General features: G+C 73.5%; 23 protein-coding genes and 1 pseudogene. 11 read left to right on the top strand and 13 right to left on the bottom strand.

Annotated features, from left to right (window positions below; translation table 11 throughout):
- Positions 1 to 389: 389 nt before the first annotated feature.
- A complete protein-coding gene (locus AR3_RS15850; protein WP_067914983.1) occupies positions 390 to 1,067 on the top strand; it encodes a hypothetical protein in 678 nt (225 codons plus the stop codon).
- A gap of 129 nt (positions 1,068 to 1,196) precedes the next feature.
- On the opposite strand, the gene AR3_RS15855 is transcribed toward AR3_RS15850, so the two are convergent.
- From AR3_RS15855 to AR3_RS15865, 3 genes are all read right to left on the bottom strand, one after another.
- Positions 1,197 to 2,585 carry a glycine--tRNA ligase gene (locus tag AR3_RS15855; RefSeq protein ID WP_067914984.1) on the bottom strand — a complete coding sequence of 463 codons (1,389 nt, stop codon included), beginning with the start codon at positions 2,583 to 2,585 and terminating at the stop codon, positions 1,197 to 1,199.
- Between the two features lie 260 nt (positions 2,586 to 2,845).
- Complete coding sequence (locus AR3_RS15860) at positions 2,846 to 4,297, bottom strand: DUF1906 domain-containing protein (RefSeq protein ID WP_146150272.1); 1,452 nt, start codon at positions 4,295 to 4,297, stop codon at positions 2,846 to 2,848.
- A 211-nt stretch (positions 4,298 to 4,508) separates the two neighbouring features.
- Positions 4,509 to 4,793 (bottom strand): antibiotic biosynthesis monooxygenase family protein, encoded by a 285-nt coding sequence (locus tag AR3_RS15865; RefSeq protein ID WP_067914986.1) that lies wholly within the window; start codon positions 4,791 to 4,793, stop codon positions 4,509 to 4,511.
- 81 nt (positions 4,794 to 4,874) lie between these two features.
- Between AR3_RS15865 and AR3_RS15870 the strand changes: the two genes are divergently transcribed.
- From AR3_RS15870 to AR3_RS15895, 6 genes are all read left to right on the top strand, one after another.
- Entirely contained in the window at positions 4,875 to 5,153 is a 279-nt protein-coding gene (locus tag AR3_RS15870) for a DUF6703 family protein (RefSeq protein ID WP_067914987.1), read from the top strand.
- A gap of 89 nt (positions 5,154 to 5,242) precedes the next feature.
- Entirely contained in the window at positions 5,243 to 6,166 is a 924-nt protein-coding gene (locus tag AR3_RS15875; protein WP_227023176.1) for a metal ABC transporter substrate-binding protein, read from the top strand.
- Complete coding sequence (locus AR3_RS15880; protein WP_067914989.1) at positions 6,163 to 6,939, top strand: metal ABC transporter ATP-binding protein; 777 nt, start codon at positions 6,163 to 6,165, stop codon at positions 6,937 to 6,939. The genes AR3_RS15875 and AR3_RS15880 overlap by 4 nt, the downstream gene beginning before the upstream one ends.
- A gap of 2 nt (positions 6,940 to 6,941) precedes the next feature.
- Complete coding sequence (locus AR3_RS15885) at positions 6,942 to 7,820, top strand: metal ABC transporter permease (RefSeq protein ID WP_067914990.1); 879 nt, start codon at positions 6,942 to 6,944, stop codon at positions 7,818 to 7,820.
- Complete coding sequence (locus AR3_RS15890; RefSeq protein ID WP_083951573.1) at positions 7,817 to 8,281, top strand: Fur family transcriptional regulator; 465 nt, start codon at positions 7,817 to 7,819, stop codon at positions 8,279 to 8,281. The genes AR3_RS15885 and AR3_RS15890 overlap by 4 nt, the downstream gene beginning before the upstream one ends.
- Positions 8,282 to 8,335: 54 nt before the next feature.
- Positions 8,336 to 8,761, top strand: coding sequence for an OsmC family protein (locus tag AR3_RS15895; RefSeq protein WP_067914991.1), 426 nt, complete (start codon positions 8,336 to 8,338; stop codon positions 8,759 to 8,761).
- 39 nt (positions 8,762 to 8,800) lie between these two features.
- Here the strand turns inward: AR3_RS15895 and AR3_RS15900 are convergent, their stop codons facing one another.
- The 3 genes from AR3_RS15900 to recO form a co-directional block, all read right to left on the bottom strand.
- Positions 8,801 to 9,730 (bottom strand): TauD/TfdA dioxygenase family protein, encoded by a 930-nt coding sequence (locus AR3_RS15900; RefSeq protein ID WP_067914992.1) that lies wholly within the window; start codon positions 9,728 to 9,730, stop codon positions 8,801 to 8,803.
- 126 nt (positions 9,731 to 9,856) lie between these two features.
- Positions 9,857 to 10,654, bottom strand: a complete 798-nt coding sequence (locus tag AR3_RS15905) for an isoprenyl transferase (protein WP_067914993.1) — start codon at positions 10,652 to 10,654, stop codon at positions 9,857 to 9,859.
- Entirely contained in the window at positions 10,651 to 11,475 is an 825-nt protein-coding gene (recO, locus tag AR3_RS15910) for a DNA repair protein RecO (RefSeq protein WP_169803844.1), read from the bottom strand. Before recO ends, AR3_RS15905 begins: the two co-directional genes overlap by 4 nt.
- A gap of 190 nt (positions 11,476 to 11,665) precedes the next feature.
- On the opposite strand from recO, the gene AR3_RS15915 reads away from it, so the two are divergent.
- Together AR3_RS15915 and AR3_RS15920 are read left to right on the top strand one after the other, a co-directional pair.
- Positions 11,666 to 12,691 (top strand): M4 family metallopeptidase, encoded by a 1,026-nt coding sequence (locus tag AR3_RS15915; protein ID WP_067914994.1) that lies wholly within the window; start codon positions 11,666 to 11,668, stop codon positions 12,689 to 12,691.
- A 98-nt stretch (positions 12,692 to 12,789) separates the two neighbouring features.
- Positions 12,790 to 13,044 (top strand): protealysin inhibitor emfourin, encoded by a 255-nt coding sequence (locus tag AR3_RS15920; protein WP_067914995.1) that lies wholly within the window; start codon positions 12,790 to 12,792, stop codon positions 13,042 to 13,044.
- A gap of 251 nt (positions 13,045 to 13,295) precedes the next feature.
- On the opposite strand, the gene leuA is transcribed toward AR3_RS15920, so the two are convergent.
- The 3 genes from leuA to AR3_RS15935 form a co-directional block, all read right to left on the bottom strand.
- Positions 13,296 to 15,044 carry a 2-isopropylmalate synthase gene (gene leuA, locus AR3_RS15925; protein WP_174545454.1) on the bottom strand — a complete coding sequence of 583 codons (1,749 nt, stop codon included), beginning with the start codon at positions 15,042 to 15,044 and terminating at the stop codon, positions 13,296 to 13,298.
- 235 nt (positions 15,045 to 15,279) lie between these two features.
- Positions 15,280 to 16,062, bottom strand: coding sequence for a dimethylargininase (ddaH, locus tag AR3_RS15930; RefSeq protein WP_067914996.1), 783 nt, complete (start codon positions 16,060 to 16,062; stop codon positions 15,280 to 15,282).
- Positions 16,059 to 16,670 (bottom strand): zinc-ribbon domain-containing protein, encoded by a 612-nt coding sequence (locus tag AR3_RS15935; RefSeq protein ID WP_067914997.1) that lies wholly within the window; start codon positions 16,668 to 16,670, stop codon positions 16,059 to 16,061. The genes ddaH and AR3_RS15935 overlap by 4 nt, the downstream gene beginning before the upstream one ends.
- A gap of 100 nt (positions 16,671 to 16,770) precedes the next feature.
- On the opposite strand from AR3_RS15935, the gene AR3_RS15940 reads away from it, so the two are divergent.
- Positions 16,771 to 17,796: a hypothetical protein gene (locus AR3_RS15940; RefSeq protein WP_067914998.1), complete on the top strand. Its 1,026-nt coding sequence runs from the start codon at positions 16,771 to 16,773 to the stop codon at positions 17,794 to 17,796.
- A gap of 57 nt (positions 17,797 to 17,853) precedes the next feature.
- On the opposite strand, the gene era is transcribed toward AR3_RS15940, so the two are convergent.
- On the bottom strand, positions 17,854 to 18,768 hold the full coding sequence (gene era, locus AR3_RS15945; RefSeq protein ID WP_067915024.1) for a GTPase Era: 915 nt from the start codon (positions 18,766 to 18,768) through the stop codon (positions 17,854 to 17,856).
- A gap of 173 nt (positions 18,769 to 18,941) precedes the next feature.
- On the opposite strand from era, the gene AR3_RS15950 reads away from it, so the two are divergent.
- Positions 18,942 to 19,283 (top strand): cytidine deaminase-like protein, encoded by a 342-nt coding sequence (locus AR3_RS15950; RefSeq protein WP_067914999.1) that lies wholly within the window; start codon positions 18,942 to 18,944, stop codon positions 19,281 to 19,283.
- Positions 19,284 to 19,324: 41 nt separating this feature from the next.
- Here AR3_RS15950 and AR3_RS15955 read toward each other — a convergent pair whose 3' ends face one another.
- The 3 genes and pseudogenes from AR3_RS15955 to AR3_RS32210 form a co-directional block, all read right to left on the bottom strand.
- Positions 19,325 to 20,635 carry a hemolysin family protein gene (locus tag AR3_RS15955; protein WP_067915000.1) on the bottom strand — a complete coding sequence of 437 codons (1,311 nt, stop codon included), beginning with the start codon at positions 20,633 to 20,635 and terminating at the stop codon, positions 19,325 to 19,327.
- Positions 20,636 to 20,875: 240 nt separating this feature from the next.
- The gene (gene ybeY / locus AR3_RS15960) at positions 20,876 to 21,349 is read right to left on the bottom strand and encodes an rRNA maturation RNase YbeY (RefSeq protein ID WP_067915001.1); all 474 of its coding nucleotides are present in this window, start codon (positions 21,347 to 21,349) and stop codon (positions 20,876 to 20,878) included.
- Positions 21,350 to 21,697: pseudogene (locus AR3_RS32210) on the bottom strand (PhoH family protein); the annotation flags it as partial.
- Between the last annotated feature and the right edge of the window lie 228 nt (positions 21,698 to 21,925).

A 21,925-nucleotide genomic window follows, 5' to 3' on the forward strand; every position in this document is an offset into this window, starting at 1 on the left:
CGGCCGCCGCGGCCGCCGGAGCCGCGCCCGCGGCGGCCGGGCTGACCACGAGTCCGAGCAGGCCCAAGGCGATGACCAGCAACCGCGACAGCCGTCCGCGCTGGTCTGCCACGGGAGCGAACCGGCGCACGAGCTTCCTTCCGTCGGATGCGGCTGATCAGGCCCCCTGCGCAGGCCCTGACTCGGCCACGTTAGCCCATCGGACCCCCTCCGGGAACGGCGCCGCGCGCCTGGTTTCGATCATTTCACCGCCGCCCCGGAGGCGTTTTGTCGGACTTCGACCCCTTGGCCCGATTTGGCCACTTTGTCGTGAAACAAGCTATTGCTTGGGCGAAAAAGGCGAATTACTCTCGCGTTCACCACCCCGCTAACCGGAAGGAGCAAGTCCGGTGGTGCATCTCAGACGGACCGCGGTCCTCGGTGTCGCGACCCTGGCCGCCCTCGCTCTCGCCGTCCCCTCGGCGTCCGCGCAGACGACCACCGTCCGCAAGGGCTCGGCCACCGCCGACCCCTACTCCGGCAGGGTCCAGGCGTCCCTGCTCGGGGTCGCCACGGTCAGCACGTCCCTCGGCACGGGCAGCTGCAACGAGTCGACGATGACCGGGTCGATCCAGTCCGACGGCAGCGGCCTGACGATCGACTCGGCGAGCTTCAGCAACAACGGCGGCCCGTGCAGCGGCTCGACCTCGGCGACCATCACGCCCGAGAACTTCCCCTGGTCCGGCGGCAGCGCGACCTACGACTCGGCGCACACCGGCGGGCGTGACGCAGCCGTCACCATCGCCAACTTCCGCGTCCGCGCGGTGGTGAACATCCTCGGCGGCATCACCTGCATCTACGGCGGCAACCTGACCGCCAACGGCTTCAACCCGGACAACCCGAACCGCGGCGACACCTCCGTCGCCGAGGCCCAGGTCGGCGTGCGGAACGCCACCGTCAACAAGATCAGCAACGGCAGCAGCTTCCTGTGCCCGTCCACCGCGACGGTCAGCGCCAACTACAAGCTGCTCGGCGAGAGCAGCCCCGGGTCGGGCGTCTACGACCAGACCCTGTACGTCACCGAGTGATCCCCTTCGGGTGACCGCCTCCGAGGCGGTCCGACGACGACGCCGGGCCGCGCCTTCGTCCGCCGAAGGCGCGGCCCCGCCGTGTCCTCGCCCGCCGTCGTCACCCGCCGTGCGCGGCGGACGGCCGCGTCAGCAGCCGACCAGCTGGGCGGCCAGGTACGACTCCACCTGGGAGATGGCGATGCGCTCCTGGCGCATCGAGTCGCGCTCGCGCACCGTCACCGCGTCGTCGTTCAGCGTGTCGAAGTCGACGGTGATGCAGTACGGCGTGCCGATCTCGTCCTGGCGGCGGTAGCGGCGGCCGATGGCGCCCGCGTCGTCGAACTCCACGTTCCAGTGCCGGCGCAGCTGCGCGGCCAGGTCGCGGGCCTTCGGGGACAGGTCGGCGTTGCGCGACAGCGGCAGCACCGCGGCCTTGACCGGGGCCAGCCGGCGGTCCAGCCGCATGACCGTGCGCTTTTCCATCTTGCCCTTGGCGTTGGGCGCCTCGTCCTCGGCGTAGGCGTCCAGCAGGAACGTCAGGGCGCAGCGGTCCACGCCCGCCGCGGGCTCGATCACGTACGGGATGAACCGCTCCCCCGCCTCCTGGTCGAAGTACGACAGGTCGGTGCCGGAGCACTTGGAGTGCGTGCTCAGGTCGTAGTCGGTGCGGTTGGCGATGCCCTCCAGCTCGCCCCACTCGGCGCCGACGAAGTCGAACCGGTACTCGATGTCGACGGTCCGCTTGGAGTAGTGCGACAGCTTCTCCTTCGGGTGCTCGTACAGCCGCAGGTTCTCCTTGCGGATGCCCAGGTCGGTGTACCAGCGCAGGCGCTCGTCGATCCAGTACTGGTGCCACTCCTCGTCCGTGCCGGGACGGACGAAGAACTCCATCTCCATCTGCTCGAACTCGCGGGTGCGGAAGATGAAGTTGCCCGGCGTGATCTCATTGCGGAACGACTTGCCGATCTGGCCGATGCCGAAGGGGATCTTCCGCCGCGCCGACTGCTGGACGTTCAGGTAGTTGATGAAGATGCCCTGCGCGGTCTCGGGACGCAGGTAGGCCAGGCCGGACTCGTCCTCGACCGGGCCGAGGTAGGTCTTGAGCAGCCCGTTGAACATGCGCGGCGGGGTGAACGAGCCCTTGACCCCGCAGTTGGGGCAGGTCACGTCGGACAGGCCGTTCTCCGGCGCCTTGCCGTGCTTCTCCGCGTAGGCCTCTTCCAGGTGGTCGGCGCGGAACCGCTTGTGGCACGACTGGCACTCGGTGAGCGGGTCGACGAACGCCTGCACGTGGCCGCTGGCCTCCCACACCTCGCGGGCGAGGATCACGCAGGAGTCCAGGCCGACGACGTCCTCGCGCGCCTGCACCATGGCCTTCCACCACTGGCGCTTGACGTTGTTCTTCAGCTCGACGCCGAGCGGGCCGTAGTCCCAGGAGGAGCGCAGCCCGCCGTAGATCTCGCTCGACGGGTAGACCAGACCCCGACGCTTGGCGAGGTTGACGATCGTGTCCATCACGTCGGAACGGCGTGCCATATGCGTTTCTCCATCCGGCTGGCGGTCGGCGGGTCCTTGTCGTCGCGCCCCGGCCCGCGCCGGGCGGCGCGCCGTCGCGGCGGGTCGGAGCGGATGCGATCCCCGTTGGCGGTGGAACGCGCGGGCGCGGCGCATGCGGCGTCCCCGGGCGCTCCAAGGCTCTCCAGCTTAGGGCACCACCGGCGGCATCCGAGCACCGACCCGAAGAAGCCGCAGGTCACAGCGCCGCACCGACGCTCGTCGGCGGGTTCTGCGCCGGGTCAGAAGACCCGGCCGTCGACCATGTTGCTGTCGATGTTGATGGTGACGCCGCCGTGCGTCTCCCGGTGCCCGCCCCGGTACTGCTTGATCCGCCGGTGCGGAGGCCACCAGCGACGGGACATGTAGGGGCAGTTGTAGGGATCGGTACGTCCGTCCCAGTGCGCGAACCACACCGCCACGGGCTTCTTGATCCCTCGGGCCCGGCCCACGTCGCGGATGCTCGAGCCGACGCTGCCGTACACGCCCGGCACGTACCCGAGCTTGCGCAGCGCGCGGGTCCAGTTGTGCACGAACGTCAGCACCGCCTTGCGGCACCAGGCTTTGCGGCTGTCGTACACCTCCATGTCGTAGTAGACGGGGTTGCGCCGGGGGATGCCGAGGGCGCGGGCGCGCCGCACCGCGTCGCGGGCGGCCTGCCGCCCCGCCTTGGCGGCGCTCCCGGCGGAGAAGCGCTGCCGGAAGCGCGTGCACGGCGCCTGCAGGCCCACGTAGGTCGGGATGAGGCGGTATCCCATCCGGCGGACCTTGCGCACCCACGTGCGGTTCAGATTGGGCTGGGCGCAGGCGCGCGCCGCGCCTCCGATGTACATGTTGGCCACCTTGAACGATCTCCGCCAGGCGGCCATGGCCCGCAGCGAGGGCGCGGTGCAGGTGTCGAAGCCCTTCCCGGTGACCCAGCTCTTGCGCTTGCGCGGCTTGTGCGGCTTGCCCGCCTTCGGCTTGGGCGGTGACGCGTCGCGCGGCTTGTCCGGCGAGGGCTCGACGGGCGGCCGGGGCTTGACGTGCGGCCGGGGGGCGGACGGCCGCGGCGGCGGCGCCGGCTCCGAGGGCCCCGTGAGCCACGGCAGGAGCTGTTCCAGCAGCCCGAAGGCGTCCGAGCCCGGCGGGTCGGCGGGGTTCGCCGCGCCGCGCTGGGCCCCCGTCCACTCGGACGTCAGCCGGGTGCCGCGCAGGACCTGCTCCAGGACGGTCGGGTCCTCGCCGTACGTGCCGCGGATCTGCACGCCCGCCTCGGGCAGCCGCAGCACCGTCTCGTGGTCGGGCTCGCGCGGCACGGCGAACCGGGCCAGGCGGTCGGTGCGCACGGATCCGGCCCGGCGCTGCCGCGCCGGCTCGCCGGTCGACGCGCCGGAGTCGAGCGGCTCGATGTGCAGGGTCTCGGTGCGGCCGACGGCGCGGGCGGGGCAGTCGGGCTCCGGGCCGGGGCGGCCCAGGTAGACCGCGCGCCGGTCGTACCGCACGCAGCGGGTCGGGTCGCGGTCCAGCCAGTGGACCTCCCAGTCCGCGGGGACCGGCACGCGCACCCCCCGGTACTCGACGATCCGCAGACGGGACGCCGCCGCGACGCTCTGCTCGGCCTCGGCGCGCCGGACGGACGACCCCACATCGGTGACCAAGGGTGCGAGCGTCGTCACTCCCAGCAGTCCTGTCAGCGCGGCGGCATGACGCATCCCAGCTCCCCTCGGTGGTTCCGGCCGCGCACCGAAGGCCGCCCCCGCCCGGGACGGGCTCGGTTCCGGACGCCGGTCGCGTGCCCCGGCGCCCACGCCGGCCGACATGATCGTGACGCGGCAGTGATCGCCGGATGCGCGCGGCGCCAAACGGCGCCAGGATGATCTTTTCCGCCGGCTTTTCCAACACGAGGCGAAGGGCGCTGGAAAGTCAGCGGGACGCGACGATCTCGTACGCTCCGGGCTCGTCCAGCGCCATCGCCGCCAGCGGGATGAACCGCAGCCGCACCTCATAGGCGCCGAGGGCGCGCCGGTAGTGGCCGGCGCCGTCCCACTCGGTGACCAGGGCCCACAGGGTCGGGTCGTCGACGGTCCGCGCGAGCCGCCCCGAGCGGTAACCGGGGCTGGCCGCCAGGGCCTCCAGGATCTGGCCCATCTGCTCGGCGAAGCCCTCGGCCTGCTCCTCGGGGACGCGGTACCGGGTGATGGCGATCATGAGGCCATCCTCCCAGCCGGGCGCCGCGACCGCCCGCCCGGCTAGGTTGGGAGCGTGCGGACAGGGAGCGAGCCCTCGGGAATGCGGGCGACGATCGAACGGTTGAGCGCGACGCCGGTGGTCTTCCTGCACCGGCTGCCGCGCTGGGTGCTGCTGGCGGCCGTGTTCGCGCTGCTGGCCGTCGGCATGGTGGGCACCGGCTGGGTGGGGGCCGCCGGGCTGCTGGCGCTGCTGGCGCTGCTCGCCTGGTTCGCCTACCTCAACTGGCCGGCGCTGGACGCCTCCGGACGGGCGCTGCGCATCGCGGCGATGGCGGTGTTGGCGGCATTTGCCGCAGGTCATCTCTTTGGTCGGTTTTGACAACCGTTTTCATCTTCGTCCACACTTGAGGTGTGTTCACCTCTCGTACCACCGTTCGCGCGCTTCGCCGCGCCGTTCCCGTGACCGCCGTGACCGTGGCCGGGCTGCTCGGCCTGACCGCCTGCGGAGGCTCCGGCACCGCCGAGGGGGCGGGCGGCGGCGGGACCGAGGTGGTCGCGTCGTTCTATCCGATGGCCTGGCTGGCGGAGCAGGTCGGCGGCCCGGACGTGTCGGTCGCCACGCTCACCGAGCCCGGCGCCGAGCCGCACGACCTGGAGCTGACCCCCCGGCAGATCGCCGACATCGGCGAGGCCGACCTCACCGTCTACGTCAAGGGCGTGCAGCCCGCGGTGGACAAGGCCGTGGAGCAGCACGCGAAGGACACGTCGCTGGACGCGGCGGCCGCCGTCCCGACGCTGCCCGCCCCGTCCGGCGCCGACGAGCATGAGCACGGTGAGGAGCACGGCCACGAGGAGGGCCGCGAGTCGAAGGTCTCCTACGACCCCCACGTCTGGCTGGACCCCGGCCGCATGGCGACCATCGCCACCGCGCTGGGCGACAGGCTCGCCGGCGCCGACGCGGCGCACGCCGCCGGGTACAAGGCCCGCGCGCAGTCGACGGCCGCGCGGCTGAAGCAGCTCGACCAGACGTTCCGGGACGGGCTGAAGTCCTGCGAGCGCGACACCATCGTCACCGCGCACGCCGCGTTCGGCTACCTCGCCGACCGGTACGGCCTCACGCAGGTCTCCATCGCCGGGGTGGACCCGTCCGCGGAGCCGTCCCCGGCCCGGCTGAGCGAGCTGACCCGCCGGATCAGGTCGGCGGGCGCCACCACCGTGTTCACCGAGACCCTGGTCAGCCCGAAGGTGGCGCAGACCCTGGCCCGGGAGGCGGGCGTGCGCACCGCCGTCCTCGACCCGGTGGAGGGGGTCGCGAAGGGGTCCGGCGACGACTACATGTCGATCATGCGCCGGAACCTGGACACGCTGCGATCCGCGCTGGAGTGCTCATGAGTTCCGCCCCGCCCCTGCAGATGACCGGCGGCCGCGTCCGGTTCGACGGCCGCGAGGCGCTGAGCGGCGTCGACCTGCGGGTCGGCGCCGGGGAGTTCCTGGCGGTGCTGGGCGCCAACGGGTCCGGCAAGTCCACCCTGGTGCGGGCCCTGCTCGGGCTCGTGCCGCTGTCGGGCGGGCGCACCGAGATCTACGGCGTGCCGCCCGCCCGGTTCCGCGACTGGAAGCGCGTCGGCTACGTGCCGCAGCGGCTGCCGGCGGGCGGCGGCGTGCCCGCGACCGTGCGCGAGATCGTGGCGTCCGGCCGGGTGGCCCGGCGGTCGCGCTGGCGGCCCGCCTCGTCCGCCGACCGGGCCGCGGTGGACGCCGCGCTGCGCGCCGTCGGCCTGGCCGACCGGGCGCGCGACTCGGCGCACCTGCTGTCCGGCGGCCAGCAGCGGCGGGTGCTGATCGCGCGGGCGCTGGCGGGCGAGCCCGACGTCCTGGTGATGGACGAGCCGACCGCGGGCGTGGACGCCGCCAGCCAGGCCGCCCTGGCCGCCATTCTCCGCGAGCTGGCCGGGCGGGGCCGCACGGTGGTGCTGGTGGCCCACGAGCTCGGCCCGCTGGAGCCGCTGATCGACCGGTGCGTCGTCATGGAGCACGGCCGCGTCGCGCACGAGGGCGCGCCGCCGCCGCCCGCCTGGAGTCGGGCGGCTCAGGCCGAGGACCCGCACCACCACGGGCCGCGCGAGGGGGCCCGCTCGGACGAGATCGGGATGAGGGCCGGCTGACCATGCTCGACATGCTGCAATACGACTTCATGAGGATCGCGCTGGTCAGCGCGATCCTCATCGGCGTGACCGCCCCGGCGGTCGGCACGTTCATCGTGCAGCGCCGGCTGTCGCTGCTCGGCGACGGCGTCGGGCACATCGCGCTGACCGGAATCGGCCTGGCGCTGCTCACCGGGACGTCCCCGCTGCTCGGGGCGCTGGTGGTGTGCGTGCTCGGCGCGGTCGCGATCGAGGTGCTGCGCGCGCGCAGCCGCAGCGGCGGCGACGTGGCGCTGGCCGTCCTCTTCTACGGCGGGCTCGCCGGAGGCGTGCTGCTGACCAACCGGGAGGGCGGCGGCGCGAGCCTGCAGGCCTACCTGTTCGGGTCGATCACCAGCGTCACCGCCCGCGACCTGTACGTGGTGGCGGGCCTGGCCGTGGTCGTGCTGGGCATCGTGCTGGTGTTCGGGCGTGAGCTGTTCCTGCTGTGCCAGGACGAGGAGGTGGCGCGGACGGCGGGGCTGCCCGTCCGGTTCCTCAGCGTGCTGATCGCGGCGACCGCCGCGGTCACCGTGGTCATCGCCATGCGCGCCATCGGGCTGCTGCTGGTCAGCGCGCTCATGGTCGTGCCGGTGGCGGCCGCGCAGCAGGTGACACGGGGCTTTCGCGGCACCATGCTGGTGGCGATGGGAGTCGGTGTACTGTCGGCGGTGACGGGGCTGGCGGGGTCGTTCCAGTACGACCTGCCGCCGGGCCCGTCGATCGTGCTGCTGGCCCTGGCGATCTTCCTGGCCGCGGTGGTCGGGGGATCGGTGGTGCGCCGGCGCCGCACGGTCCCGGCCCCGGTCCCCGACGAGGCCCGGGCAGGCGCGACAGCCGAGGCGGAGGTAAGAGGGGGATGACGACGACCCGCCGCAACGCGGTACGGCAGGCTCTGGCCAAGTGCGAGGGCTTCCGCAGTGCCCAGGACATCTACGCCGACCTGCGTGCGAGCGGTTCCAAGATCGGACTGACCACGGTCTACCGGGCGCTGCAGGCGCTCAGCGACTCCGGCGAGGTGGACGTGCTGCGCACCGACGAGGGCGAGGCCGTCTACCGCGCCTGCCGCACCGAGGAGCACCACCACCACTTGGTCTGCCGCGGCTGCGGCCGGACCGTGGAGGTCGCGGGCCCGGCCGTCGAGAAGTGGGCCGACGCGGTGGGGGCCGAGCACGGGTTCGTGGACATCACCCACACCGTCGAGGTGTTCGGCACCTGCGCCGACTGCGCCGCGTCCGCCGACGCCGCCTCCGACGGCCCGTCCGGGGAGGCGCCGGGGAAGGCGTCCGGATCGCCCGGCAGGGCGGCCGCGGGCCGATCCTGACGCGCCGCGCCCCGCCTCGCCCCCGCCGCGGGGGCCATGGTGAAGAATCGAACCATGGCTACGACACGTACCGCGAACGCACACTGGGAAGGGCCGCTCATGGGCGGCCAGGGCACCGTCTCGCTCGACTCGTCCAAGGTCGGCGCGTTCGAGGTGACCTGGCCGTCGCGGGCCGAGCAGCCGGACGGCCGCACCAGCCCGGAGGAGCTGATCGCCGCCGCGCACTCCACCTGCTACTCGATGGCGCTCTCGCACGGGCTGGCCGGGAAGGGCACGCCGCCGGAGAAGATCGACACCCGCGCCGAGGTCACCTTCCAGCCGGGCGAGGGCATCACCGGCATCCACCTGACGGTGCGCGCCAGCGTGCCCGGCCTGTCGGCCGCCGACTTCGAGCGGGCGGCGCAGGACGCCAAGGCGAACTGCCCGGTCAGCAAGGCCCTGGCCGGCACGAAGATCACTCTGGACGCCGCCCTGGTCTGACTCCGGGCGGACGGCGGCCCCGGACGCCCGGGGCCGCCGTCACCGCGCGGTCGCGAGCGACCCGGCGGAGCGGTCGAGGCGCACGCTGCGGCGCCCGTCGACCGAGACCGGCGCGTCGCCGGCGATGAGGACGCGGTGCAGGCGGCGCGGCCGGTCGCCGAAGTCCCGCACCGTGCGGTGCTGGGTGGCGCGGTTGTCCCAGATCGCCACGTCGCCCGGCGCCCAGCGCCAGCGCACCGTGTTCTCCAGCCGGGTGACGTGCTCCTGGAACAGGCGGATCAGCGCCCGCGCGTCGGCCCGGTCGCTGAGGCCGACGACGGAGCGGGCGAAGCCGCCGAGCAGGATGGCGCGCTTCCCCGTCTCCGGGTGCACCCGGACGACCGGGTGCTCGGTCTCGAACGCGGCGGTGGCGGACGGCGGGCGGCGCGGCACGGCCCCGGCGGCGTTCACGCGGACGTAGTCGTACCTGTTGCTGTGCACGGCCCAGAGCCGGTCGGCGATCTCCCGCAGCTCGGCCGGCAGCCCCTCGTAGGCGGCGGCGGTGTTGGCCCAGACGGTGTCGCCGCCGTGCGGCGGGACCTCCACGGCGCGCAGCACCGCCGCCTTGGGCGGACGCTCGATGAAGGTGACGTCGGTGTGCCATTCGTCGGCGCGTCCGCCGCGGGCGCCGTCGAGGTCCAGAACGTGCTCGTGGCCGTCCAGCGGGGGCAGGACCGGGTGCGCGGCCATGGGCTCGCCGAGCCGGCGGGCGAACCGGACCTGCCCGGCCGCGTCCAGATGGTGCTGGCCGCGGAAGAACAGCACCTTGTGACGCAGCACCGCGTCCCAGATCAGCGCCACCACGTCGTCCGCGAGGTCCCCGTCGAGGCGCACGCCGGCGGCGACGGCTCCGATGCGTCCGGCCACGGGCGTGAACCGCACCGGCCCGTCCTCGTCGGTGCGGGCGGACTCCGGGACCCGATGGGACATGCCACGACCGTACGCGCCCCCGACCGGGCTAGGCAACTTAATCGGTAGGGATTATCGAATATTGGCGGCGGCGAGGAGGCGCACGGCCTTCTCGCGCGGGATCGTCGGGAACGGCGGCGCCGGACGTCAGGTCGCCGAGGCGGGCGCCACCGGGTTGGGCTCCGCGCCGCCGTAGCGCCGATCACGCGAAGCGTAGATCTCGCAGGCGTGCCACAGGTGCCGCCGGTCGAAGTCGGGCCACAGCGTGTCGAGGAACACCATCTCCGCGTACGCCGACTGCCACAGCAGGAAGTTGGAGATGCGCTGCTCGCCGGACGAGCGCAGGAACAGATCCACGTCGGGGATGTCCGGCTCGTCCAGGTACCGGGCGAACAGCTTCTCGTCGATCTTGTCGGGGGACAGCCGGCCGTCGCGCACGTCCCGGGCGATGGCCGCGGCCGCGTCGGCGATCTCGGCGCGGCCGCCGTAGTTCACGCAGAACTGCAGGGTGAGCACGTCGTTGTCGCGCGTCATCTCCTCGGCCGTCTCCAGCTCCTTGATGACGCTGCGCCACAGCCGCGGCCGCCGCCCGGCCCAGCGCACCCGCACGCCCATCGCGTGCAGCTGGTCGCGGCGGCGCCGGATGACGTCCCGGTTGAAGCCCATGAGGAAGCGCACCTCGTCGGGCGAGCGCTTCCAGTTCTCGGTGGAGAAGGCGTACGCCGACAGATAGGGGATGCCGAGCTCGATGGCCCCCATGATCACGTCGAAGAGGGAGTCCTCCCCCATCTTGTGCCCCTCGGTGCGGGGCAGGCCCCGCTGCTTGGCCCAGCGTCCGTTGCCGTCCATCACGATGGCCACGTGCCGGGGCACCAGGTGGGCCGGGATGGCGGGCGGCCTCGCGCCGCTGGCGTGCGGTATCGGAGGCTGTACTGCCCTGGTCAAACTCGCTCCCTGTGGTCGGTCGTGTCGTCCGCCTCGACGCCGTCCGCAGCACCGCCCGGGCCCGCGGCGGACCCCGGCCCGGCGAACGACGGGTCGCGCTCCACGTGCCGCAGGGACCGGATGCCGTGCTCCAGATGCCACTGCAGGTACGCCGCCACGAGGCCGCTGCACTCTGCCCGGTGGCGGGGCTCGCTGCGGTCGGCCAGCTCCCAGTCGCCCCGCAGCAGCGCCAGCATCAGCGCCAACGTGGGCGGCGCCGGGGTCGCCGCGCCCGGCTGGCGGCACCGCGCGCACACCGCGCCGCCCGCCGGGATGGCGAACCCGCGCAGCTGCGAGCGCGCGCCGCACCGGCAGCACTCGTCGATCGCCGGGGCCCAGCCCGCCACCGACAGCGAGCGCAGCAGGAACGCGTCCAGCACCAGCCGCGGGTCGTGGTCGCCTTCCGCCAGCGTACGCAGCCCGCCGACCAGCAGCAGGAACTGGCGCAGCGCGGGCTCGCGCTCCTCGGCGGTGAGCTTCTCGGCGGTCTCCAGCATCGCCGTCCCGGCGGTGTAGCGCGGGTAGTCGGCGACCAGCCGCTGCCCGTACGGCCGCAGCGTCTCGGCCTGGGTGATCAGGTCGAGCGAGCGCCGCTCGTACAGCTGCAGGTCCACGTGGGTGAACGGCTCCAGCCGCGCGCCGAAGCGGGACTTGGTCTTGCGGACCCCCTTGGCGACGGCGCGGATGCGCCCGGTGCGCCGGGTCAGCACCGTCACGATGCGGTCGGCCTCGCCCAGCTTCTGCGTGCGCAGGACGATGCCTTCGTCGCGGTAGAGGGTCACCCGCCCATTCTCCCGCACTTCGCCCGGCCGGATGACGACCGCGCGCCGTCTCCGGCGCCCCGGGCCGTGAGCCCTGAGCGCCCCGGACAGGCGATCATTACCGCGCGTGACCGAAATAGATCGTCGACGCAACAGCGAACCTGTGGCCGCCGTCACGCCGAACTGTCAGCGTTGTGCCATGAGTTGTGCCATGAGATGCACCATCGTGCCACCGCACATCCTCGAACGGCTCGCCGGCGGCGACAACCCGGCGCTGCGCGACATGGCCCACCGCACCCTGGTCTTCAGCTCGGCCGCCCGGACGCGACGCCGGACGCTGGCCGTGCGGGCGCCCTCCCCCGCGGAGGACTTCGTCCCCAAGCGCACCGTCTACGACGCCGAGGGGCGCGAGGAGCTGCCCGGCCGCGAGGCGCGCACGGAGGGGCAGGAGCCCACCGGCGACACCGCCGTCGACCAGTGCTACGACTGGCTCGGCGTGACGTTCGACTTCTTCGAGTCCGCCTACCGGCGCGACTCCATCGACGGCGCCGGGCTGCCGCTGCTGTCCACCGTCCACTACGGCCGCGACTACGCCAACGCGTTCTGGGACGGCAAGCAGATGGTGTACGGGGACGGCGACGGCACGGTGTTCCTCGGCTTCACCGGGCCGCTGGACGTCACCGGCCACGAGCTCACCCACGGCATCATCCAGTACACCGCCGACCTGCAGTACTACGGGCAGTCCGGGGCGCTCAACGAGTCGGTGGCCGACGTGTTCGGCTCGCTGATCAAGCAGTCGCATCTGGGGCAGACCGCGGACCAGGCCGACTGGCTGATCGGGCAGGGCCTGTTCGCCGAGGGCGTCCAGGGCGTGGCGCTGCGGTCGCTGAAGGAGCCGGGCACCGCCTACGACGACCCGCGCCTGGGCAAGGACCCGCAGCCCGGCCACATGCGCGACTACGTGGAGACCTACCGCGACAACGGCGGCGTCCACATCAATTCCGGCATACCGAATAAGGCGTTCTACCTGGCGGCCACGGCGATCGGCGGGTACGCATGGGAGAAGGCCGGTCGGATCTGGTACGAGACGCTCACCGGCGGCGCGCTGTCCGCCGAGGTGGACTTCGCCGGATTCGCCGCCGAGACTGTCAGGACCGCCGCCCGCCTGTACGGCGCCGACGCCGCCGAGACGCAAGCGGTGAAACAGGCGTGGTCCGGGGTAGGCGTGCGGGCATGACGCCGGCGACGCCACGGGCGCCCCGGCGCGGCGGCCGCCGCGCCCGTCCGGGGCGTCGCGGGTGGACCGACGGCACCGATGAGGCAACCGGAGGCGAAGTGAAGGTCACAGTCGTTCGCAGCGGCGGGTTCTCCGGGATCGAACAGCGGGCCGAGTCCGACACCGCCAGCGACCCGATGCTGGCGCGGCTGGTCGACCGGGTGGACCTCGGCGCGGTGCCTCCACCGGGACGCATCCCCGACCAGTTCCTCTACGACATCTGCATCGACGGCGCCACCGCCACCGTCGGAGAGGCCCAGCTGCAGGGGCCGCTGCGGGAACTGGTCCACCACGTTCTGGGACGCGCACGCTGATCACCGGCCGACGCGGCGCGGGACGGCGGCGCGGCGGACTCGCTCCGGCCCCGGACGGAAGATCGTCCCGCCCGGGGGCCGGGCGACCGGGCCCGGGGGCTCGTCCCTGGGGAGGCGATGTCGGGGCCTCAAGGGACGGCCGTCTGCGGGCACGGCGGTCTCCCGCATGGTTCGCAGCGGGACGACCGGGTATGGCGCACCCGGTGGTCTGACGGGCGCCGCGCCGCCCGTCAGACCACCGGGGCCGTCTTTCAGCGCGGGCCGGCGGACGCGACGCGCTCCTTGTCGCAGGAGGCGTCGGTCTCGGCGTCGGCTTCGGTTTGGGCGCGGGCCACGCGGTTGACCGCGGACAGGATGGCCTTGAGGGAGGCGGTGACGATGTTGCCGTCGATGCCGACGCCCCACACCACCGTGCCGTCCACGTCGCACTCGACGTAGGCGGCGGCGCGGGCGTCGCCGCCGGCGCTCAGCGCGTGCTCGGCGTAGTCGAGGACCCGCACGTTGACGCCCACGGTGGCCAGCGCCGCCTCGAACGCCGACACCGGGCCGTTGCCCACGCCCTCGATCTCGCGGATCTCGCCGTCGATGCGGATGTCGCAGCTGAGCACGTCCTTCTCGTCCACCCGGGAGACGGCGCGGTGCGCCAGCAGCCCCACCCGCGGCCCGGCGGCCAGGTACTCCGCCTCGAAGATCTGCCACATGCGCTCGGGCGTGACCTCGCCGCCCTCGGCGTCGGTGTGCCGCTGCACCACCCGGGAGAACTCGATCTGCAGCCGCCGCGGCAGGTCGAGCGAGTGCTCGGTCTTCATGATGTACGACACGCCGCCCTTGCCGGACTGGCTGTTGACGCGGATGACCGCCTCGTAGGTGCGGCCCACGTCCTTGGGGTCGATCGGCAGGTACGGCAGCTCCCAGCGGAACTGGTCCACCGGCACCCCGGCCGCGGCGGCGTCGGCCTCCAGCGCCGCGAACCCCTTCTTGATGGCGTCCTGGTGGGAGCCGGAGAACGACGTGTACACCAGGTCCCCGGCGTAAGGGTGCCGCTCGTGCACCGGAAGCTGGTTGCAGTACTCGACGGTGCGGCGGATCTCGTCGATGTCGGAGAAGTCGATCTGCGGGTCCACGCCCTGGGAGAACAGGTTCATGCCCAGCGTGACCAGGCAGACGTTGCCGGTGCGCTCGCCGTTGCCGAACAGGCAGCCCTCCACCCGGTCGGCCCCGGCCATCACCGCCAGCTCGGCCGCCGCCACACCGGTGCCGCGGTCGTTGTGCGGGTGCACCGACAGGCACACGAACTCGCGCCGCGACAGGTTGCGGCTCATCCACTCGATCTGGTCGGCGTACACGTTCGGCGTGGCGCGCTCGATGGTGGACGGCAGGTTCAGGATGATCTCGCGGTCCGGACCGGGCCGCCAGACGTCCATGACCGCCTCGCAGACCTCCAGGGCGAAGTCCAGCTCGGTGTCGATGAAGATCTCCGGCGAGTACTCGTACCCGAAGTCGCAGTCGCCCAGGTACTGCTCGGCGAACTTCATCACCGTCCGGGTGCCCTCGACCGCCAGCGCCTTGCACTCCTCGCGGCCGATGCCGAACACCACCCGGCGGAACAGCGGCGCGGTGGCGTTGTACAGGTGAACGGTGGCGCGCTCGGCCCCGACCAGCGACTGCACGGTGCGCTCGATGAGCTCCTCGCGCGCCTGGGTCAGCACCGAGATCCGCACGTCGTCGGGGATCCGGTCCTCTTCGATCAGGCGGCGGACGAAGTCGAAGTCGGTCTGGCTGGCCGCCGGGAACCCGACCTCGATCTCCTTGTAGCCCATCCGCACCAGCAGCTCGAACATCTTGAGCTTGCGGTGCCCGTCCATCGGGTCGATCAGGGCCTGGTTGCCGTCGCGCAGGTCGGTGGACAGCCAGCGCGGCGCCTTGGTGATCGTCTTGTTGGGCCATGTGCGGTCCGGCAGGTCGACCGGGGCGAACGGACGGTACCGGTGGACGGGCATGCCGGACGGCTTCTGCGCGTTCATGTCGGGGAGCCCTCTGTGCTCGGAAAGGTCCTGGCGGTCGACGTGCAGGTCGAAGCCCCGCAGCGGGGGAGCCGACCTTGGGACTACGGGCCCCCGCTGCGGCCGCTAAGGAGAAGCAGCTCGCGGAGCACGGATGCAAAGCTAACAGATCTCATCCGGGTAACGGAAACGATGTCCGGCATCTGAGATCCCGCGAACCTCGCGCGGCGCGTCACACGACGCCGGGGCGGCCGGGGACGAGCACCGACAGGCAGGTGACGCAGCCCTCCAGCGCCTCGAACTCGCCGATGTCGACGGTCGTGACGCGCCAGCCGTCGGCGGCGAGGAGCCGGGCGGTGCGCGGCGCGGAGGCGGCCAGCAGCACGCGGTCGGGGCCGAGCGCCAGCACGTGCGCGCCCGCCGGTTCGGGCGCCACCCGCAGGCACGGCAGCACCGAGGTGTCGACGTGGTCCGGCAGGCCGATCAGGGAGCCGTCGGGCAGGGCCGTCAGCGCCGACTTCAGGTGCAGGCGGCCGCGGACGTCGACCGGCACCACCCGGCGCGTCCCGACCAGCCGGGCGAGCTGGCAGATGCCGTCCTCGTTGGTGCGGCCGCTGCGCCCCACGTACACGGTGCCGCCCGCCTGCAGCACGTCGCCGCCGTCCAGCGTCCCCGGCGCCTCGATCCGCGCCACCCGCAGGCCGAGATCGCGCACGGCCTTCTCGGCGCCGGCCGTCTCGCCGCGCCGCGACGGCGCCCCCGGTCGGCACACCACGGCCAGGTCGCCGCACACCACGACGGCGTCCTCGACGAACACCGCGTCGGGATGGTCGTCGGCCGGCTCGACGGCGCGCACCCGCCAGCCCGCGTCCCGCAGCGCCGCCACGTACTCGGCGTGCTGGGCCCGCGCCCGGTCGACGTCCACGGGACGGCGCCGACGATGCGTGACGATCCCCTCGGCGAGCCGCGGCCCCGGCTCGCGCACCAGCGCCGTGCCCGGCTCGGGCGCGGTCACCTGGCCGCGCCCTCGGCGGTGACGATGACGCCCAGGGCGTGCGCCCGCGACATGCCGAGCAGGTGGGCGACGTGGTGGAGGGCCTGGCGTTCCCGCTCGGTGAGCGGCCCGTCGGCGAGCCCGATCCGGACGGCCTGCGCCAGGAACCACTCCTTGGCCTCGACCGCCAACCGCTCCCCGGCGCGGGCGACCTCCTCCTCCAGGACCTCCGGGGGCAGCCGCAGGTCGGCCTCGATCGCCGCGTCGTCGTAGCGGGCGTCGCCGTACCCGGCGACGGCCTCGACCGCCCGGGCGCGGGCCGCCCCGTCCGCCGGGTCGCCGGCCCGCAGCACCAGCCCGGCCGCGGCGCGCATGCCCGCCGCGAGCGCGGCGGCCATCTGCTGCGCGGTGGGGGCGCGCAGCACCGACGGGGCGAACCGGGTCCGGCAGGTGCGGCACTCGACGATTTCGCCGACCCGGCCGAGCGGGACGACCGGCAGGAAGAACAGGGTGAACCAGCGCCGTCCGGTCCGCAGCCGGTAGGCCCGGTCGCCGCCGCAGCCCGGGCAGTGGAACACGCCCTCGTCCACGGTGCGGAAGAACACCGACAGTCCGAAAATGAGCAGCACCGGGCCCTCCTCCCGTATCGGACTCCACTCCAACGTACCGATGTCCGCGACCGCCGTGCCCATCGGAGGGGTCGAGGCCCCCGCCCCTTACGCTGGGTTTATGAGCGGTGACCTTGAACCCGAGGAGGACGGCGCGCGGCGGCCGGACGACCGGCCCGCCGGGGAACGGCCCGGCGTGGAACGGTCCGGCCCGGAGCCCGGCCGCCCGGCCTTCCTGCCGCCCCTCGGCGGTCATCCGCGGCTCGGTGAGGCGCTCGTGCCCCCCGCCCAGCCGCTCGTCCCGTCCGCCGCGCCGCGGGCGTCCGGCGCCCCGCCGTGGGCGGGGCCGCTGTGGAACGCGGGGGTGCTCGTCGCGGCGGCGGTGCTGCTGGTGTCGGCGTTCCTGCCCTGGGTGCGGGCGCGGGTGTTGCTGAGCGCCTTCGGCCAGACGCTGACGCGCGACCTGGGCACGGCGACGGGCCTGGACGCCGACGGGATGGCGGCGGCGATCCCCGTCCTGGCGCTCGCCGCGTTCGGCATGGCGTTCTGGGGCCTGATCGTCGACGACCCGCGCGTCTCCTCGCTCACCGCCGTCCCCGGCGGGATGGCCCTGGTCACCTCCGGGGTCTTCCTGCTGCGCCTGGACCAGACCCGGGACCGGCTGGTGGGGCCCGACACGACCTACGGCTACGAGATCACCCCCGCGTACGGCTGGTACATGGCGGTGGCGTCCTCCCTGCTGGTGCTGGGCTTCGGCCTCGCCCGCCCCGTGGTCGCCCGGGCGAGCGCGTCCGAGCCCGCCCCGCAACCGGCCCCGCCCCCGCCGCCGCAGCCGCAGTGGCATGAGGCGCCGCGCCCCGTCGCGGAGCCGTCGCAGCCGGACGGGCGTCCCGCGTCTGCGGCGGCCGGACAGGACGGCGAGGCCGCCTCTCCGCCGCCCGCCGACGCCGAGCCCGGCCGGGCCGCGGCGCCGTCCGACACGGCGGGCGCCGAGCGGGACGAGGCCGACGGGAGCGCCTCGGGCGACGACGCGGACGGACGCGACCAGGACGCCTCCGCGCGGCGCGGCCACCGCGACGACGCAGCCGGCCCGGAGAAGAAGCGGCAGGCGAGCCGGCGCGGATCGACGTCGTGGTCGCCTCCGTGACGTGCGCCTTCTCGGCCGTGGCGGCCGTCAGTCGTAGAAGCCGTTTCGTAGAAGCCGTCAGTCGTAGAAGCCGAGGCGGCGCAGCTGCTTGGGGTCGCGCTGCCAGTCCTTGGCCACCTTGACGTGCAGGTCGAGGTAGACCTTCGTGCCGAGGAGCGCCTCGATCTGGCGGCGGGCCTTGGCGCCGACCGCCTTCAGCCGCGAGCCCCTGTGGCCGATGATGATGCCCTTCTGGCTGGGCCGCTCGACGAACAGGTGCGCGTACACGTCCACCAGGTCGTCGCGGCCCTCGCGCGGCGCCATCTCCTCCACCACCACGGCGATGGAGTGCGGCAGCTCGTCGCGGACGCCCTCCAGGGCGGCCTCGCGGACGAGCTCGGCGACCAGCACCTGCTCCGGCTCGTCGGTCAGGTCGCCCTCGGGGTAGAGCGCCGCGCCCTCGGGCAGGTGGGAGATCAGCAGGTCGGCGACCACGTCCACCTGGAAGCCGCTCTCGGCCGAGCACGGCACGATGTCGGCGAAGTCGCCGAGCTCCTGCACGGCCAGCAGCTGCGCGGCGATCTGCTCCGGGGCGGCCAGGTCGGTCTTGGTGACGATCGCGACGACGGGGGTGCGCCTGACGTTGGCCAGCTCGCGGGCGATGAACCGGTCGCCCCGGCCGATGGGCTGGTCGGCGGGCACGCAGAACCCGATGACGTCGACCTCGGTCAGCGTGGAGCGCACCAGGCTGTCCAGCCGCTCCCCGAGCAGCGTGCGCGGCTTGTGCAGGCCGGGGGTGTCGACGATGACCAGCTGCGCGTCCGGCCGGTGCACGATGCCGCGGATCGCGCGGCGGGTGGTCTGCGGACGGTCGCTGGTGATCGCGACCTTGGTGCCGACCAGCGCGTTCATCAGGGTCGACTTGCCGACGTTGGGCCGCCCGACGAAGCAGGCGAACCCGGACCGGAACCCGGTCCGCGGGTCCGCGGGCATCGCCTCGCGGGGCTCGGCCGCCGAGGTCGCCTTCTCTGATCTCACAGCACCAACGCTATCCTGCGCGAAATCCCGGACGTTCACGCACGAGTATCGCAGCGCCCGGCCGGCGGTCGCGCCCGGACGGGCGGCCCGCCCCCCGGCGGACGCGGGCGGCGCTTTAGGCTGGTCGCGTGAGCGAACTGAGCGCCGAGGACAGCAAGATCATCACGTTGGCCCGGTCCGCGCGGGCCCGCACCGGGGCGGCCGAGGGCGCGGCGGTCCGCGACGACACCGGCCGCACCTACGCGGCCTGCACCGTCGACCTGCCGTCGCTGAAGCTGTCGGCCCTGCAGGCGGCGGTGGCCATGGCCGTGTCCAGCGGCGCGGACGACCTGGAGGCGGCCGCCGTGGTCACCGCGGAGGACGCCGTCCGCGACGCCGACCTCGCCGCGGTCCGCGACCTCGGCGCCAAGGCGCCCGTGCTGGTCGCGGCGCCCGACGGGACGCTGCGCACCACCGTCCAGCCCGGCTGACCGGCCCGCCGGGCGGCCCCGCCGAGCACGGCCCGCGGCGGTCAGGTGGCCGACTCGGCGCGTTCGGGGACCTCCTCCTGCGGCTCGGCGCGGACGCGCCGCACCAGCACCGTCCCGATCCGGTTGCGCCGCCCGGCGATGCTCTCGGCGCGCAGTGTCAGCCCCGCCACCTCGGCGGTGGCCCCTTCGATGGGGACGCGGCCGAGCGCGTGCGCCAGCAGCCCGCCGACCGTCTCGACCCCCTCGACGTCGATCTCCACGCCGAACAGCTCGGCCAGGTCCTCCACGGGCAGCCGGGCGGTGACCCGGGCGGTGTCGTCGTCCAGCCACTCCACCCGGGGCGCCTCGACGTCGTACTCGTCGGCGATCTCCCCGACGATCTCCTCGAGGATGTCCTCGATGGTGACCAGCCCGGCGGTGCCGCCGTACTCGTCGATGACCACGGCGAGGTGGATCTGCCGGGCCTGCATCTCGCGCAGCAGCTCGTCGATGGGCTTGCTGTCGGGCACGTAGGTGGCCGGGCGCATCACCGACGAGACCAGCTCGGTGGTCTCCCCGCGGGGGTTCTCGTGCACGCGGCGCACCACGTCCTTGAGGTAGGCGATGCCGACGACGTCGTCCTCGTTCTCCCCCACCACCGGGATGCGGGAGAAGCCGCTGCGCAGCGCCAGCGACATCGCCTGCCGCAGGGTCTTGCCGCGCTCGATGAACACGATGTCGGTGCGCGGCACCATGACCTCGCGCACCAGCGTGTCGCCCAGCTCGAACACCGAGTGGATCATCTGCCGCTCGCCCGGCTCGATCAGGCTGCGCTGCTCGGCCAGGTCCACCAGGTCGCGCAGCTCCGCCTCGGAGGCGAACGGGCCCTCCCGGAAGCCGCGCCCGGGCGTGAGCGCGTTGCCCAGCGCGATCAGCAGCCGCGGCAGCGGCCCGAACACCCGCGTCACCGGGTGGATCACCGCCGCCCCGACCAGCGCGACCCGGTCGGCGTGCTGCAGGCCCAGCGTCCGCGGGCCCACCCCGACCGCCACGTAGCTCACCACGATCATGATGGCGGCGGCCACCACGTACGCCCGCCACGTCTCGTCCAGCCAGGCGATGCACAGGTCGGCGACCAGCACGGTCGCCACCAGCTCGCAGCTGATGCGCAGCAGCAGGACCATGTTGACGTAGCGCGCCGGGTCGGCGACCACCTCGGCCAGCCGCCGGGCGCCGCGCCGCCCCTCGCGCAGCAGCTCCTGCACCCGGACGCGCGACACCCGGGCCAGCGCCGACTCGGTCCCCGCCAGCAATCCGGCCAGGACCACCAGCCCCGCCGCCGTGCCGAGCAGCCATCCCTGAGCAGTGTTCATGACGCCGCTCCGCTCACCCCCCGTGAGACGCCATCCCCACGCTCGGCGCCGCCACACACCGGGCGGCGCCGTTCGCGCGGCCGTGCCGTGCGGACGCCCCGGCGCGGACCGGGACGCCTTCGATCGGGAGGCTCGGGACCGAGGCGAGCGCGGGCGCGGCGGATCGCGGGCGGTGTCGCGGGGACGGCGCCCGAGGGCTCCGCCGCTGGTCCGCCCGTCGGGGCGGGCGCCCGGCCGCGTTCATCGGTTCGCGCGCTTGGCCCGCCAGGAGTTCAGCAGCTCGGCCTGCAGTCCGAACATCTCCTTGTGCTCCTCGGGCTCGGCGTGGTCGTAGCCGAGCAGGTGCAGGATGCCGTGGGTGCACAGCAGCCGCAGCTCGTCCTCGGTGCTGTGGCCCGCCTGCGCGGCCTGCCGCGCGGCCACCGCCGGGCACAGGACGACGTCGCCGAGCAGCCCGGGGTCGGGCTCGTCCTCGTCGTCGCCGGGCATGTGCCCGGGGCGCAGCTCGTCCATCGGGAAGGCCAGCACGTCGGTGGGGCCGGGCTCGCCCATCCACTTCTCGTGCAGCTCGCTCATGGCGGCCTCGTCCACGAGCAGCACCGACAGCTCGGCCAGCGGGTGCACCCGCATGCCGTCCAGCACGTGCCGGGCCAGCGCGACCAGCTCCTGCTCGTCGACCTGCACGCCGGACTCGTTCAGCACCTCGATGCTCATCTACCGTCTCCGCTTGCGGGAGGTCCCGCGCTCGGCCGCGCCCTTGTCGATGCCCGACAGCCGCGACTCGTCGTAGCGGTTGTAGGCGTCCACGATCTCGGTCACCAGCTTGTGCCGGACGACGTCGTGGCTGGTGAGCCGGCAGAAGTGGATGTCGTCGATGCCGTCGAGGATCTCCTGCACGACGCGCAGCCCGCTCTGCTGCCCGCCCGGCAGGTCGACCTGGGTGACGTCGCCGGTGACGACCACCTTCGACCCGAAGCCCAGCCGGGTCAGGAACATCTTCATCTGCTCGGGCGTGGTGTTCTGCGCCTCGTCCAGGATGATGAACGAGTCGTTGAGGGTGTTGTGCGTCAGGAGGAAGTCCTCCGTGACGTAGAGGGAGTCCGCGGCCGCCACCTGGATGCACACCGCCTCGGCGGAGCCGACGGGCTCGATCGCGTCGATGAACCGCGTCGGCCGGGCGCCCGCGGCGGCGCGGTACGCGTCGCGCTTGCGCTCCAGCCGGAACGGCTCGACCCCCTCCGGCAGCCGGATGTCGAGGATGTGCGCGTCGTGGCCGTGGCGCGCCGCCGC

Source organism: Actinomadura rubrobrunea NBRC 15275 (assembly GCF_001552235.1).
GTDB classification, from domain to species: domain Bacteria; phylum Actinomycetota; class Actinomycetes; order Streptosporangiales; family Streptosporangiaceae; genus Spirillospora; species Spirillospora viridilutea.

Coding starts and splice junctions, on each gene's coding strand:
- AR3_RS15855 (WP_067914984.1), bottom strand. CDS start 2,585: ATGGCACGCCGTTCCGACGTGATGGACACGATCGTCAACCTCGCCAAG.
- AR3_RS15860 (WP_146150272.1), bottom strand. CDS start 4,297: ATGCGTCATGCCGCCGCGCTGACAGGACTGCTGGGAGTGACGACGCTC.
- AR3_RS15865 (WP_067914986.1), bottom strand. CDS start 4,793: ATGATCGCCATCACCCGGTACCGCGTCCCCGAGGAGCAGGCCGAGGGC.
- AR3_RS15870 (WP_067914987.1), top strand. CDS start 4,875: ATGCGGGCGACGATCGAACGGTTGAGCGCGACGCCGGTGGTCTTCCTG.
- AR3_RS15880 (WP_067914989.1), top strand. CDS start 6,163: ATGAGTTCCGCCCCGCCCCTGCAGATGACCGGCGGCCGCGTCCGGTTC.
- AR3_RS15885 (WP_067914990.1), top strand. CDS start 6,942: ATGCTCGACATGCTGCAATACGACTTCATGAGGATCGCGCTGGTCAGC.
- AR3_RS15890 (WP_083951573.1), top strand. CDS start 7,817: ATGACGACGACCCGCCGCAACGCGGTACGGCAGGCTCTGGCCAAGTGC.
- AR3_RS15895 (WP_067914991.1), top strand. CDS start 8,336: ATGGCTACGACACGTACCGCGAACGCACACTGGGAAGGGCCGCTCATG.
- AR3_RS15900 (WP_067914992.1), bottom strand. CDS start 9,730: ATGTCCCATCGGGTCCCGGAGTCCGCCCGCACCGACGAGGACGGGCCG.
- AR3_RS15915 (WP_067914994.1), top strand. CDS start 11,666: ATGAGATGCACCATCGTGCCACCGCACATCCTCGAACGGCTCGCCGGC.
- leuA (WP_174545454.1), bottom strand. CDS start 15,044: ATGCCCGTCCACCGGTACCGTCCGTTCGCCCCGGTCGACCTGCCGGAC.
- AR3_RS15940 (WP_067914998.1), top strand. CDS start 16,771: ATGAGCGGTGACCTTGAACCCGAGGAGGACGGCGCGCGGCGGCCGGAC.
- era (WP_067915024.1), bottom strand. CDS start 18,768: ATGCCCGCGGACCCGCGGACCGGGTTCCGGTCCGGGTTCGCCTGCTTC.
- AR3_RS15955 (WP_067915000.1), bottom strand. CDS start 20,635: ATGAACACTGCTCAGGGATGGCTGCTCGGCACGGCGGCGGGGCTGGTG.
- ybeY (WP_067915001.1), bottom strand. CDS start 21,349: ATGAGCATCGAGGTGCTGAACGAGTCCGGCGTGCAGGTCGACGAGCAG.